At 63.3% G+C, this 14,184-nt stretch carries 8 protein-coding genes; 5 read left to right on the forward strand and 3 right to left on the reverse strand.

Going from position 1 to position 14,184, the window contains the following annotated elements; genetic code table 11:
• Positions 1-422 precede the first annotated feature (422 nt).
• Positions 423-545 (forward strand): hypothetical protein, encoded by a 123-nt coding sequence (locus EGM87_RS04705; RefSeq protein ID WP_262857254.1) that lies wholly within the window; start codon positions 423-425, stop codon positions 543-545.
• On the opposite strand, the gene EGM87_RS04710 is transcribed toward EGM87_RS04705, so the two are convergent.
• The 3 genes from EGM87_RS04710 to EGM87_RS04720 are packed head-to-tail and all read right to left on the reverse strand — an operon-like array spanning position 535 to position 6,396.
• Positions 535-2,754, reverse strand: a complete 2,220-nt coding sequence (locus EGM87_RS04710) for a DEAD/DEAH box helicase (RefSeq protein WP_044662141.1) — start codon at positions 2,752-2,754, stop codon at positions 535-537. The genes EGM87_RS04705 and EGM87_RS04710 overlap by 11 nt on opposite strands.
• Positions 2,735-4,018: an ATP-binding protein gene (locus EGM87_RS04715; protein WP_044662142.1), complete on the reverse strand. Its 1,284-nt coding sequence runs from the start codon at positions 4,016-4,018 to the stop codon at positions 2,735-2,737. The genes EGM87_RS04710 and EGM87_RS04715 overlap by 20 nt, the downstream gene beginning before the upstream one ends.
• A complete protein-coding gene (locus EGM87_RS04720) occupies positions 4,015-6,396 on the reverse strand; it encodes a tellurite resistance TerB family protein (protein ID WP_082718613.1) in 2,382 nt (793 codons plus the stop codon). The genes EGM87_RS04715 and EGM87_RS04720 overlap by 4 nt, the downstream gene beginning before the upstream one ends.
• Before the next feature lie 192 nt (positions 6,397-6,588).
• On the opposite strand from EGM87_RS04720, the gene zorA reads away from it, so the two are divergent.
• The 4 genes from zorA to EGM87_RS04740 are packed head-to-tail and all read left to right on the forward strand — an operon-like array spanning position 6,589 to position 14,166.
• Positions 6,589-8,571: an anti-phage ZorAB system protein ZorA gene (gene zorA / locus EGM87_RS04725; RefSeq protein ID WP_082718612.1), complete on the forward strand. Its 1,983-nt coding sequence runs from the start codon at positions 6,589-6,591 to the stop codon at positions 8,569-8,571.
• A 5-nt stretch (positions 8,572-8,576) separates the two neighbouring features.
• Entirely contained in the window at positions 8,577-9,287 is a 711-nt protein-coding gene (locus tag EGM87_RS04730; RefSeq protein ID WP_044662144.1) for an OmpA/MotB family protein, read from the forward strand.
• An 8-nt stretch (positions 9,288-9,295) separates the two neighbouring features.
• The gene (locus tag EGM87_RS04735) at positions 9,296-10,948 is read left to right on the forward strand and encodes an EH signature domain-containing protein (protein WP_061934581.1); all 1,653 of its coding nucleotides are present in this window, start codon (positions 9,296-9,298) and stop codon (positions 10,946-10,948) included.
• Positions 10,945-14,166 carry a DEAD/DEAH box helicase gene (locus EGM87_RS04740; protein ID WP_044662146.1) on the forward strand — a complete coding sequence of 1,074 codons (3,222 nt, stop codon included), beginning with the start codon at positions 10,945-10,947 and terminating at the stop codon, positions 14,164-14,166. Before EGM87_RS04735 ends, EGM87_RS04740 begins: the two co-directional genes overlap by 4 nt.
• Positions 14,167-14,184: the final 18 nt, after the last annotated feature.

Consider the following 14,184-nt stretch of genomic DNA (forward strand, 5'->3'; position numbering starts at 1 on the left):
CTATGTCCACTCGGGGCGACGGCCAAAGCCGGATGTTAGTAACCTGGCCATAAGATCAGGCGCGTGCGCCTTTACCGGCAAGCCGGCTGGACATGCGCGCACGCCACCCGGCCCAGAAGTCTGGTGCCGAGTTCTTATGGCTGGGGTTACTATGCCCCACTTCCGCTCTTTCTACGGAAGCAATGGCTACCTTGCCGGAACGACGAAGTTCTGCAACCTAAATAATGGGTTTGTGACGTTTTTGCTTCTCAGCGAGGATGACACCTCGGGCGATGAGGGGGGCGGTTCGCAGTGCGCCGCGTCGCCTTCGCCGGACAAAAATTTACCTATGAGATGGGTATCCGTCGGACGGCTTTTCCGCGGCCCTGGGGACATTCGCGACTGTCCGGTTCCGGGTAATGATCCGAGGAATGCGGACATTCATGGTGGAAGCGGTCATGACAGCTGCCGGCGATTATGCGCGCGCCGGACGTCTTTTCGGCATTCTGGTGACGTCCATCGGTTCCTTCCGAAAAGCAGGCTCAGTATTCGGCGTCAAAGCGTAGTTGTGGTTGATCTGAGACTTTCCAGAACATGGGATACGTCGTCACGATACCTTTCGTGTCGTGACGCCCACATCCGCCGGAGGAGCGCTTCATCGACGAAGTCGTCGAGCTTCGCCGTTCGTAGGCCCGCGACGAAGTTGGACAGATCCTCCATCGGCGGACAGTCGCTTGCCTGATGTACAACAGTCGCGAGCTGCTCGGGCGTCACATCGACTGCAGTAACGCCGATGTCGTGGACCGCCACCTCGAGTCCGGCGCTCATGAGGACGATCGACAGAACGGAGTTTACCGCCGTGCCACGCCAGGTGATGACGTGGGTGTCGCGCGCGGCTGGGATGAGAGCGCGCCGGTCAAGGCCGAGTTCGCGGAAGGCGTTCCTCCCCTGCAGGAGGAACTGCTTTCCGCCCGCGTCTAGATATGCCGGAACTTCGTGGTCGGACAGCACCTCCAGCATCGTCGCAGTGACCCGATCATGCAGCTGCTCGTTCGCAGGCCGGTCGAAACGAGGCAGTTTGCCGGAACGGTGCGGAATGACGTCGAGCACCTTGGCGCGATCGTCGACAGTCTCCACTCGCCACCTCCGGCCCGCGAAGCCGACGAGTGATCCAATGCCGAGAACGTTGGTGAGTGGGACGGTTCCAAGTGTCCGACCGCTCGAAACCAGCCGCCACTCCTCGTCGGTCTTGAAGACGGCATAGAAGTCACGCGCTTGGACCAATTCCTCCCCGGCCTTACCAAGCATGAGGATGCCGTCTGGCGATTGCTCAAGAAGGTCAGAGCCCTGGGGGCCGGCCCCGCGCAGGAGATCGGCGTAGTCTGTCGGCGCGAAGGCAAGGTAGCTGTCCTGCCCGAACAGGAGCTTGTGCGCCGCAGGCGCTCGGACTCCGCCCTGCGATGCGATGAGCGATAGGGTCTGATGCAGCGCCACGGTGGCTAGCGAGGAGTCCTCGGTTGAGGGTTCTACCCAGTTCGCCTGCAGCAGCCGGACGCAGGCGACAGCTCTCACCGTTTCGAGACGTAGCTTGTCCAGAGGATCGGAATCCGGATCGAGATGATCTTCGCGGACATAAATCCGAAGCACTGCCGGGGTCCCGCGGCGACCGCTTCGGCCAAGACGTTGCTTCAGACCTGACAGCGATCTGGGCGCCCCGACCTGTGCGACTGACTGGACGCTGCCAAGATCGATGCCGAGTTCGAGCGTCGTCGTTGCTACGGCAGTGGTTGGCTGGTCGCCGGCCTTCAAGCGCGTCTCCAGCGTTTCTCGCAGCTCCTTCGACAGGCTGCCGTGATGGGGGAAGAACTCCTCCGGCACGCTGTCGCGCTCCGACCGTTCGCGCAGACGGTCGGCAAGAGCTTCGACCGTGCGGCGCGATGCAGCGAACGCGAGGTTGTTCGATCCCCGCAGGTTCGAGAAGATATGGTCTGCGATCTGACTGAGCGCATCGCTCGCACCATTCTCAGCGATCTCGTCTATGCCTGCTCCCTCGGGCGGTTCCTCATAGCCACGGATCTGCAACCTGACCCCTGGTCCGCTCGGCGGCGCGCGAAGCACGTCGACGCTTTGTGGGTTCACTGCGTTCATCCAACGGCAGGCGGCGTCGGCGTCGCCCAGCGTAGCGGAAAGTCCAACCCGTCGCGGACGCCCGGCCGTTATCCTATCGACGCGACGGAGAAGGGACGCAAGGTGGAGCCCCCGCGGTCCCTGGAGGAAGGCATGGAGCTCGTCGACGACGATCCCATGCACGCCTCGAAACAGCTTGGCGGCGTCTGCGGGGCGACGCAGAAGCAGCGCCTCGATGGACTCAGGCGTGATCAGGGCAACACCGGCTGGCGTCTTGAGTAGCCGCGTCTTGGGGCCTTGCGGCGCGTCCCCGTGCCAGCGGGTGATCGGAAGGCCAAGACGTTCGCATAGCGGTTCCAAGCGCCTGAACTGGTCGTTGACGAGTGCCTTGAGGGGACTGATGTAGAGGATGCGAAGGCCGGCCCCCGTCATGTCTGCCGCTTCGGTGAGCAATGGCAGGAACGCGGCCTCGGTCTTGCCCGACGCCGTGCCCGCCATGATGATCACGTCGCTGTCCGACCCCAGGATCGAACGGATCGCGGTGTCCTGTATCTCACGCAGGCCGGTCCATCCCTCGTCGCGCACCCAGCGGCGGATTTCAGGATGAAGCCGGTCATAGGAAGGGATATCAGATGCGGAGGTCGACAAGCTCGTCGTCCGCCTCTGGTTCGTCGGGCTCTTCCTTGTCCGGCGATACAGCCCCGATCAGTTCATGCCACTGCGTGTCGGGGTTCTGCTCCAGAACGGAAAGGAACTGGACGAAGGCCTTGATCGTGTTGCGGGGGGTGCGGAAGTAGGCTTCTCCGATCCGCTTGTTACAATGCTCCATGAAGGCGGTCTTCGCCTCGTCGGGCACAAGGAAGGCCGACGCGTCGCCGAGCGCGAAGACCGACCTGATGTTCCCGAGAAGCACGAGGAGATCCTCGGGCGAGAGGCTTTGGAGCCGTATCACGGGTCCACTGAGGTCGATCCGCCCCTCAGTTGCGAAGCTGTTCTCTTCCAGCCGCGACTGGAGCGCCTTGTAGCTGTAGAGGCCGCGTCGGCTGTCGAGAAGAAATTCCGGCGTTCCGCCGAACACGAAGCCGAGCCCCTCGACGTTACCCTGAAGCACGTCGTTGAGCATCCTGAGAAGCTGTTCGTAGTTCTGGTTGCGCGCCTGTGAGCTCTGCAGCTTGTAGAGGTTGACCATCTCGTCAAAGACCACGAGGAGGCCGGCATAGCCCGCAATGCGGACGAACGCGGAGAGCAGTTTGAACGTGTCGTATACGTCGGCGTCGTCGATGATGCTGCGGACCGGAAGGGCCTGCCGCGCCTCCGTCTTGGTCGGATACTCCGCCCTGAGCCAGCGCAAGGCCGCCGCCTTGAGGCTGTCATCGCCATCCTCATGAGCGCGCCAGTAGGTCTTGAGCACGGTGGAGAAGTCGTGTCCGCCCAGCATTTCAAGCAGGGGTGTAAGGCGGCGGTCGATGACGCGCTCGACGGGCGAACCGCCGTCCTCGGCCTCGCGGACGCATTCCGTGACGAAGCGTTCGACGATGCTGGGAAGCGCGCCCCCCTCTGGCTTGGTGCGTGTGGCCATGTTCCGGACGGCTTCAGCATAGAGGCCGCGAGCTTGGCCTCCGGTCGCGTGCAGCCTGCGATCCGGAGCCAGGTCTGCATGGATCGTCACGCATTTCCGTTCGAGCGCGATGAGGCGAACCAGGTTCAGGAAGAAGGTCTTGCCCGCTCCATATTCTCCGATGACGAAGCGGACGGCCGATCCGGCGTCCGCGACGCGGTCGATGTCGCGCACCAGCGCACCGACCTCCTGCGAGCGCCCGACCTGGATATGCTGGAGACCCACCCGCGGAACGACGCCAGCCGATAGGGCCTGAATGATAAGATCCCGGTCCTTGCGTCGGATTGTGCTCAAGCGGTAACTCCCATCGGTTCAATTTGGTCAATGACTTCGGAGGACACGCGAACGTCGTCGTCGTCCTCGACTATGGGCTCGCCCAGGGTGTCGAAGCCCCATTCGTTGAGCGTCTCGATGGCTCCGTCCGGCATCAGGCGCAGCTCGGTCGCGAGCGCGTCGAATGCGATCCTTGACATAGGTCCGGTCAGCAGACGGACGAGAAGGTCGGAATGAGGAACGTCGAGGCCTGCAAAGGCCGATGCGGTGACGCTCGACTTGGGCGGCGGGGCGGGGGCGGGTTCAGGCTCGTCCTCGACGAAGATGGATGCGAGCATGGCGGACACCTGGGTCGTCTCGCCCCTGATCCTCTCAAGCCGCGCGGCGTCGATGGACACGCCAGATCGCTTCGGCTCATCCGGCAGTGGCACCGTGCGCTCGTCGATGGCTGATACCACTTCCACCGGTCCGACATCCTCGCCGCTACGATGCAGCGCCGAATAGAGCGCGCTCGCGGGAAGTCCGAGGGCGGCGTGGAGCGCCTCGAGAAATCTCACCTCGTCCGGCAGCACACGACCATCCGCCAGCACCGCCTCGACCGCTGAGGCTGCAAGCGCCGCCCGGCTCTCCGGCGCGACGTCCGTTAGCTTCTTCAGCGCTGCGCGGACCTTTGGTGGATCCGCCGCAAGCGCGCTTCCGCAAGCGAGGAGCCGGGTGATCTCCTCGTCCTTGAGTTCGGGTGTCGAGCGAAGCCGGCGCTCGATGGCGTCCATCTCCGATGAGGCGACTGTTCCGTCGGACACTGCGGCCAGCATGGCGACCTCGACCATTCCGCGGGCAGCGGCATATGCTCCTCGGTCGGGATCGACCGCCCCACCGAGACTTGCCGGGAACAGGGCAATGCGCCCGTCCATCCTCAGAGCGGCAGCTGGCCCATAGCGACGATCGGGCTCGAACCCGAGGTCGAGCGCATCGAGGGCGACGCCGATCTGTCGGACGCTTGCCGCCGGGAGCTTCTCGGAGCCGGCTTCCAGTTCCAGGCCGAGCGCGCGAGCCACATCGAGGACTGCCGCGAGACCGTCAACCGTCGAAAGGTCAAGAGCGCTTCGGCATTCGGCGAAGGACGCCCGTCCCCGGCGCAATTCGAGAGGTAGCAGAAGGTCGCCGCGGAGCTTTCCGCGAGCCTCCGGATCGCGACCGAGGAGCCGACTGTAGGTCGATAGATCCTCCATGCAGCCGTCGAGGATCGTGCGCAGGCCAGTGAGCGGAGCCTGCGTCCCAGAAATGTCAGGAAGATCCAACTCAATCGAGCGGAAGAACGTGTTGCTGGCAGCCTGATACTGGGAGCGGATCTTGGTCTTGGGACGTCGAACGCGCAGGCCCTCAGGGTTGCGGACGGCGAAGCGCACGCGCCAGAGGTCGAGCAACTCCTCAAAACACCGTTGCCCTGGGGTGCGGAGATAGACATCAGGCAGCGAAAGCACCCACAGCAGACAGTCATCTGCATCGAACGGCTCGTTTCGCCCGATGCGGTTGCCGAGCCGCACGCGCACATTGAGCGGCAGCTCCATTTCGTAATTGTGGGGCGGCGCTTGCCTCACTGGCTCGTCGCTGCTCTCGCCGTAGAGGCACGAGAGCGCCAGCAGCTTCGAGGCATAGGCGGCGAAGGAGTAGTTCTCTCCGTGAATGGAGAGGAGCCGACGGAGTTCCGCGAAGATTGCAGGTGCCTCTTCCTTGGCGTCATCTACCAGCAGGCACTGCTCGAGGCCGTAGAAGAATACGAATACGTAGCCGATCGGGATGGCGGGATCTTTCCGACCTCCCTCCAGCCAGTCGAGGTAGGTCCAGCGCGCCCGAGGGTCTAGTCGGTCGTAGCTCTGCCAGTATGTGAGTGTGTCGCCCGAGCGATCGCCTCGGGGATCGATCGGAAGAGTGGGGTCGATCCGGGTCTTGTCATGGGCGGGGTCATGCCGGGCAGGAGTGCCATAGTAGACCATGTCGACGGTTACGTTCCGCGTGCCCACCAGGACCGAAGTCGCCTCTTTGACCCAGCAAGAGGGAGCGCGTTGTCCCTTCGGTGTCGAGGCTGCTGGCTGCTGAGGCCGAGATGGAGGAACAGCCGGCGCTGCCGGCTTGGTCATCCGTCTCGCATAGCCCGACGCCTGCTCGAGGGTCGAGAACGAGTATCCGCCGAAGAGGTATCGGCCGTTTGTGCTGAGGCTTATGCCTTGGGGGACAGCATCGAAATTTGACGATTGAGAAGTGGACGATGTGGGGGATGCTCCCAGCGCGGGGCGCTGGGGGGCAACCTGCGGATCTATGTCTGGCGCAGGGGCGCCAGACATTATTTCGCCGAATCGGCGCGCGACTCTAGAGAGCCAACCTTCTGACTGGGCCATCACTCTTTCCCCCAACCCAGCGATACTGTCGCAAAGTCATGCGGATTGCCAGAGGCTTACGCTTCCCAAAAAGTGGCAGACTGATGTGAATCAGTCGATGTTAGCCGTAGAATAATAGATGCAGATATAGCAGCATGACGCGTCGAGCCGCCCGTGCGTGGGAATCACGGGAGGTCCTCGGCGGTTGGGGGAATGAGTGAAATGACGTTGTTCGGAATTCCGGTGATACCGGTGCTTGTGTTTGTGGTTCTCGTTGCTCTGGCGATCGCATTCTTCCGGTATTTCTTCATCCCTGCGAATCGGCTCGATGCGAACCTCAAGCAGATCATCGCGAACGTGGAGGCGGCGCGGGCAAAGGGCCTGAACGACCTCTCCAAGTGCTTTGAACCTGACCGCGCGATCGCGGCGATCTTCAACGAGTATCGAGAAACGCTCCATGTCCAGAAGGACTTGGACGTCCAGACGGGCGAGATGGTCGAGCGCGCCATTCGCTCGACGGTCCCCGCGGAGATGTTCCTCTCTCCCCACGCCGTGGTGGACAATCGCGTCCACGCCGAGTTCTTCAAGCATCTCCCCGGCATTTTCACCGGCATCGGCATCATCGGGACCTTCACCGGCCTTCTGACCGGCTTGAGCTCCTTCCAGATCTCGGACGACTCCGGCGTGGTCCGGAACAGCCTGACCGCCCTGCTGCATGGCGTCAGCGAGGCCTTCATCGTCTCGGCCTTCGCGATCATCCTCGCGATGTTCACCACCGGCCTCGAGAAGTTTCGTCTGAACAGCCTCTATCGGAAGGTCACCCAGCTCGCCCACGAGATCGACGCGACCTACGAGGCCGGCGCCGGCGAGGAGTATCTGGCTCGGCTGGTGACCTCCTCGGAGGACTCGGCCAGTCAGACCAAGATCCTGAAGGACGCGCTCGTCGCCGACCTGAGGGAAATCCTTACCGAACTCTCGGACCGGCAGATCAACGCGACCGTCCAGCGCTCCAACGAACTCGGGACGACCATCGCGGGTGCCCTGACCGATGCGCTCAAGGGGCCGCTCGACCAGATCGCCGGCGCGGTCGGCCAAGTCAGCCAGGATCAGTCGTCCGCGGTGACGAAGCTCCTCACGGACGTGCTCGCCAGCTTCAGCGATCGCCTCGAGAACATGTTCGGCACCCAGCTGTCGGGCATCGGTGACATGCAGCAGCGCACGATCGACGCCATGCAGACCGCGGTTTCGAAGCTGCAGGACCTCACCGACAACGTGGAGGCGGCCGGGACGCGCGCCTCCGATGCGATGTCCACCAAGCTGCTCGAGGTCGTGCAGGCGGTGGAGGCGAAGCAGGCCGCGATGTCGGAGGAGCTCCGCACCGTGATCGACGAGATCCGATCATCGACTGGCGAGATGCAGGAGGCTACCCAAACCCGCGTCCAGGGCATGCTGACCGCCCTCGGCGAAGGCATGGCGCAGGCAATCTCGGCGATCGAGAGGCAGGCTGCCGAACGCTCCAGGCTTCAGGCGGAGGAGGACGGCAAGCGGGCCGAGGCTGCGGCTGGCCATGTCGGACAGATGCGTGAATCCGTAGGCGCGATCTCCTCGAACGTCGATGGCCTCGTCGAGGCTATCCGGGAGATGACGGCTGGCGTCCAAACCGCGACCCGAGATGCATTCGTGCGGCTCAACGGCGGGGCCGACACACTCCTTGCGGCCGCCAACAAGCTGGAGAACTCGGGTCGAGAGGTTGTCGGGGGCTTCGACCGGATCGCCAACGTTACGACGGGTCTTTCGGAGGCAGCGGGCAGCGTCGCCGGAGCTGCGAGGGGTCTAGATTCCGTCATTTCGGACTACCGCTCGGCGCGGGACGCCGTCGCCACGATGGTCCAGGATCTCCGCGGTACGGTGGAGAATGCGTCCCGAGAGGCGAGCCTCACGGCGGATGTCCTCGGTCGGATAGAAGGCGCCACGCAGAAGCTGGTCGCGGCGCAGTCGGAAGCGGACGGCTTCCTCGACGAGGTCGCCGATGTCATCGGCCAGTCGCACGAGAAGTTCTCGGAAGGTATGCGCGGCGTCGTGGTCGAGGCGAACCGCGAGTTCCACACCCAGCTCTCGCGCGCCACCGGCATGCTCAAGGAGGCGATCCAGGAGCTGGAGGCCTCCCTCCCGTCCACCGGTCGGCAGGCGGCGTGATCTGAATGTTCCAGCGCGTTACTATGGGGCATCGAGGTCGCGAGGAGGGCGAGAAGCCCTTCTGGATCTCGTTCGCCGATCTCATGACCGCCCTGATGGTGCTGTTCCTGCTGGTGATGAGCGTGGCGCTCCTCGCGGTCACCCGCACGATCTCGGAGCGCGAGCAGCTCGAGGCCGAAAGGCAGGCGGAGATCGTCAAGCTCCTCGACCGCATCGACAGGGCTGCGAAGAAGCAGGGCATCCGCGTCGATAGGAACAGGGCCGTCATCGACTTTGGTGACCGGGCCCGCTTTGACTCGGCAAGCAACGCACTCAGCCTTGAGCAGGAACAGCTCCTGCGGTCCTTCGTCCCCGAGGTCCTCGCGATCGCCCGGGACAAGGGTGGGCAGCGTTGGCTGAAGAGGATCGTCGTCGAGGGCTTCACCGACCGGAGAGGTAGCTATCTCTACAACCTGAACCTCAGCCTTCAGCGCAGCCAGCGGGTCCTTTGCGCCCTTATGGCCCGGCCGCAGGCAGGCGAGCGGCCCATGGATCGTCGTGAGCTAGAGGAGATACGGCGGCTATTCCTCGTCGGCGGCTATTCATCAAACTCCGCGAAGGCGTCACTGGACGCAAGTCGACGCATCGAGCTTCGTTTGGAGTTCTTCGGGGTTGATGAGCCCGCAGCTACTCCGGTGGACGCGTTCGAAGGCGAGTTCGGCACATGCGCCCTCTGAGCCCTAGGATGGCGAGGCTGCAGCAGCGGCTGACCGATGTCGGCGCTGCGGCTTTCAGGGACATGCCAGAACCGGACCTCCGTGCTTTGAAGGGGCATGTTCAGTCGCTTCAGGCGATGCTCAGCGGAGCAGGGGCGGGCGCTGGCGCGTCGAACGACCGTATCCAGACGGAGCTCGTCAGATTTCGCGAGACGGGGAAGCTCCATGATGTTCGGTCTGCACGCCTGGTGAGCTGGGGCACCCGCCTCCGGTCGGTGGGTCAACCCGCCCTGATCGAGGACGGTGAGCGGTTCGATCCGCTCCTGAGCGAGATAGACTCATTCCGATCGATGCCCCGTCCATACAGGCGATGCTGGCGCGGGCTTCTGGACGGCTATGTGAACTACGACCCCGGCAGTGCGCGTGGGGCAGGCGATCGGAACTGGCGTGTCCTGCGGGAATATCTGAACGACAACCTTCCGCAGCTGGAGCGCTCCGGGCAGGCGCCTGACTGGCTCGCAGCGATAGACGACCATGCGAACCTTCTGACGGAAGACCCGTGCACCCGCTACGGCGCCGAGATCCTGACTGGTGAGGGGGATCCTCTCGAGATCCTTCGCCGCGATCTTTCAGCCGGCGACACGTCTTGGATCGGACAGCGGATATTCGAGGCGCAGATCGAGGCTGCGGTGAGGTTCGACGACCGTAGATTCCGTGATGTTCTCCCACGCGTCATCGGACTGATCGAGGAGCACGACGTGCTCGCCGACGAGGGCCTGTCCCGCGTGCTCGACCGCTACGCGGAATGCGCGTCGATCGAGGTCGATCCGGCGCTGTGTGAGACCTCCGTCACCCGGTGGGGCAATCCGTGGCTAGAGCGGAACGACACGCTCTGGACGCTGGTCCGTCCGGACACGCGAAGGATGGTGTCGTCCTGGCACAAGCTCCGTCTGATCGAGGACTTCTTCAACCTGCTTTCTGCCGACGGAATAAACGACCAGCGTCGCATCAAGTTCTGGAAGCGCCATGTCGATCAGATCAGCGACATGCACTTCGCGCTCGGCGACGCCGCGTATCGGGATCCGCGACCGAGCTTCAAGGCCCTTCGCCAGATGATGAAGGGACGTATGATGAGTCTGACGAGCGGAGGCGTCTCGAGCAACAACGCCTTCATTATGCGCATCGCGGGCCACGTCTATGTGGAGTTCGGGGAGGAGGGCAACGCCATGTTCGCGTTCGACGCCGCGAAGCTACCGTTCGACCTTACGAAAATGCAGGTTGCCGGCAACAAGACGGCTTTGAAACACCCGAGCCATGTCGCCCGCATCGTCCACAATAACGGTGCGGGAGAGCGATGGGAGCGTAGGGCCGACCGTCTCATCGCTTCCCTCTCAACCGCAAGAGGGGGCCCCCAGGTCAGTCATACGACGCCGTCTTACGGCGCACGTCCGTCCGCATCACCGCCGCCTAGTGCAAGGTCATCATCGACCGGTTCAAGCGTTGGCAAAGATGCTGAGCTCTTCGCGTTTCTCGCCAAGCATGGGATCAAGACCGCGGATTCGCGTGATAAGGGAGGTTCGCTCTGGGCTTACGCACCGCGTTCCGGTCCAGCGGCGAACGAACTCACCCGTAGGAACTTCGCCTGGGCGGAGCGCCGCGGCGCCTGGTATCTTCGCTCATGATCTGGGGTAGGAAGAAGGCCAAGCCGGAAGTCCGTCAAGCGACCACGCCATCGCTAGTCGTCGAGGAGGGAGGCATTCTCCTGCCTGCCGGCAGCGAGCCGACCCCCCGGTCAAAGGCCGCGGCGGCGCTTCTCGACCAGCTGGCCGACGAGGGGCTCGCGGAGCGGGTCGACGGTGGCCACCTTTTGCAGTGGACGCAGCTATTCGTTCTCCTTGAGGACGAGGAGGCAGCGGCGGAGCTTGAAATACTCCAACTCCCACCGTCCACAATGGCGGTTCCGAAGATCGTGAGCCGAAATTCGCTGACGGATCGCGACTTCTCGGTCGCGATCGACGGTTGGTTCAACGCTGACCGCGGCCCCGTATCCGGGGCGAGGCTTAGGGGCGGCGCGCTCGAAGCGGACGCCGGCCTCCAGCTTGTTTCTCCGCGCGTTTGGAGCTTGCTGGAACGCGTCCGGAGATTTGCACGTCGTCCAGAGGAAGAGCGCAACGAAGCCGACCAGCGTCGCGCCTGGGGAGAGATCCGTCAGTTGGCGGTTGCGGCTGGCGCCTCGCTTGATGACTTCCTCTACCGGACGGTGGTGCTCACGCCGGAGCGATTGCAGATGGCACTGCGTCGTTCGGAAGGATTGGGGCTGGTTGAGGTCGAGCCATGGTTTGAGGGCGCGCCAGCCGACTGGCTTGAAGCGTTCGACAGGTCGGGTCAGGTGCGTGACCGATACGATCTGCCGACGCCGGACGGAATCATTCAGGTGATGATCTCGCCCGAGGTGAGCACAGTGCTGCGCGAGGTCAAGCGCATGCCTGGTCGTCGTGTCGCCGGCGAGCGTGCCGAGGCTTTTCTCCTCAATCCGATCGCAGCGCTGGGACCGGACGCGGCTGCGGTCGTCGACGAAGAGCAGTTCGAGGAAGCGAAGCAGCAGGCGGGCATCGTGTTCGAACGGTTTGCCGCCGTGACGCCGGAAACTCATGGTGAAGGTGCCCTCGGCCTGCTCATCACCAGTGGGGCAGGCGAGGCCATCGAGACACGTGAGGTCATGCTCGAGGAGGCCGACGTCATCGAGTTCGTCGCCGGCGTCGAGCGCAATCTTGATCGCGGCCTTCAGCTGTTCGCCTGGGACGAATATGAGTTCGAACTAGATGGCGACAGCCGGCTGCACTGCGAAGCACTTCGTCGGGCGCTTGGCCATAGTGAGGACGGCGTCATCACGCACGGTCAGGTCTACGACCTCTCAGGCTACTCGGAACGCGTGGAGGGCATCGGCCAGGAGAAGTCCTTCTATTCCCCCCACATCGCCAAGCGCGACGACGGGGAGGGCTGGTTCCCTGAAAATCTCGTCCCGATGATCGGATGGACGGATCCGGAAACCGACCAACCCTGTATCCTGCCGCTAACAGACGAGTTGTCGGCCGAGCTGCGTGAGGGGCTGGAGACCGCGAAAGCGACCGGAGCAACGTCAGTCCCTCTGACAGGGTGCCCGACGCCCATCCCGGTCCGTGAGGCCGAGGCGATCGTATCCACCTTCGGACAGGTCAGGGATCAAGCCGCGAAGGGAACGTTCAAGCCCGAAACTCCTGCGCGTCGCGGGAAGAAGCCCACACTGATCCTCAAGAGCAACATAGGACAGGTGGACTACAGGGAGGAGCGGCTTGCGGCGCTCGCGGAGAAGCCGGCTCCTGCCAGGCTTCCCTCCAATCTCCGTCCTGGCGTCGCGCTGAAGCACCACCAGCTCGAAGGACTTGCCTGGATGCAGCATCTTCTAGCGCTGGCGCCCGACAAGTGCCGGGGCGCTCTGCTGGCCGACGACATGGGTCTTGGGAAGACGCTTCAGATACTCAGCCTCGTAGCGCGGGCGCGGGAGGAGAATCCCGAAACCCCGCCGGCGTTGGTTGTTGCCCCGCTCTCACTTCTGGAGAACTGGAAGGAGGAGTCGGAGAAGTTCCTCGAGCCCGGGACGCTGAAGATCCTGACGGCTTATGGCGAAGGCCTCACTGGTCTGCGCGTCGATCGGGCCTCGGTCGATGAGCAGCTCCGCAGGGAAGGGCTGGTGCGGTTTCTTCGCCCGGACTGGCGCGGCGATGCAGACCTCGTCCTCACGACCTATGAGACGCTCCGCGATCTTGAGTTCTCGTTCGCGCGCGAGAAGTGGTCTGTGATGGTCTGCGACGAAGCGCAGAAGATCAAGAACCCGAACGCCGCGATGACCCGGGCCGCCAAGAAGCAGCAGGCGCAGTTCCGTATTGCCTGCACGGGGACCCCGGTCGAGAACAGCCTGGTCGATCTTTGGTGTCTGTTTGACTTCGTGCAGCCTGGTCTGCTCGGTGCGCTCAACGAGTTCGGTGCGACATACCGTCGCCCGATTGAGGCAAAGAGCGACGACGACAGAGCGAAGGTCGAGGAGCTGCGGGGTGTCATCACGCCCCAGCTGCTCCGACGCATGAAGGCAGAAGTCGCTACCGACCTGAAGGCGAAGGTCGTGGACGAGTCCAGCCGCAGTCTTGATATGAGCCCGTTCCAGCGCGGCCTTTACGTCGGCGCGATCGACGCCTTCAGGCGGGCCGGGGCGGCGCCGGGAAGCCATCTGGCACTCCTCCACAAGCTCAGGCTGCTGTGTTCGGACCCGGATGAGAGCGCTGGCAGCGCCTATGATCCAGTGGATAGCTATCGGGCACGGTCTCCGAAGCTCGACTGGCTGATCGAGGTTCTCAAGGCGATCCGTGATCGAGGAGAGAAGGCGATCGTCTTCTGCGAGTTCAAGGCGATCCAGCGCCTGATCAAGCATTACGTGCAGGAGGAGTTCGGCGTTCCCGTCAAGATCATCAATGGCGACACGACCGCATTGGCGAGCGCCATCGATAGCCGGCAAAAGATGATACGATCCTTCCAGGAACAGCCGGGATTCGGTGTAATTGTGCTGTCGCCCGTAGCTGTTGGATTCGGCGTCAACATGCAGGCGGCGAACCATGTCATCCACTTCACAAGGACCTGGAATCCAGCGAAAGAGGATCAGGCGACCGACCGGGCATACCGCATCGGCCAGACGAAGGATGTGTTCGTTTACTATCCCTCCGTGTCTGCAGGAGACTTCAAGACGTTCGACGTGAAGCTGGACGAGCTTCTCGAACGGAAACGCTCGTTGGCGAGCGACATGCTCAACGGCAGCGGTGAGATCGGCCTCGGCGACTTCGACGTCGACGAGCTACGCCCAGTTGAATAATGTGAGCCAAGCATTGGG

Origin of the sequence: Sphingobium sp. RSMS, assembly GCF_005406185.4 — a bacterium.
Taxonomy (GTDB): Bacteria; Pseudomonadota; Alphaproteobacteria; order Sphingomonadales; family Sphingomonadaceae; genus Sphingobium; species Sphingobium fuliginis.

Coding starts and splice junctions, on each gene's coding strand:
- EGM87_RS04740 (WP_044662146.1), top strand. CDS start 10,945: ATGATCTGGGGTAGGAAGAAGGCCAAGCCGGAAGTCCGTCAAGCGACC.
- EGM87_RS04735 (WP_061934581.1), top strand. CDS start 9,296: ATGGCGAGGCTGCAGCAGCGGCTGACCGATGTCGGCGCTGCGGCTTTC.
- EGM87_RS04720 (WP_082718613.1), bottom strand. CDS start 6,396: ATGGCCCAGTCAGAAGGTTGGCTCTCTAGAGTCGCGCGCCGATTCGGC.
- EGM87_RS04730 (WP_044662144.1), top strand. CDS start 8,577: ATGTTCCAGCGCGTTACTATGGGGCATCGAGGTCGCGAGGAGGGCGAG.
- EGM87_RS04705 (WP_262857254.1), top strand. CDS start 423: ATGGTGGAAGCGGTCATGACAGCTGCCGGCGATTATGCGCGCGCCGGA.
- zorA (WP_082718612.1), top strand. CDS start 6,589: ATGAGTGAAATGACGTTGTTCGGAATTCCGGTGATACCGGTGCTTGTG.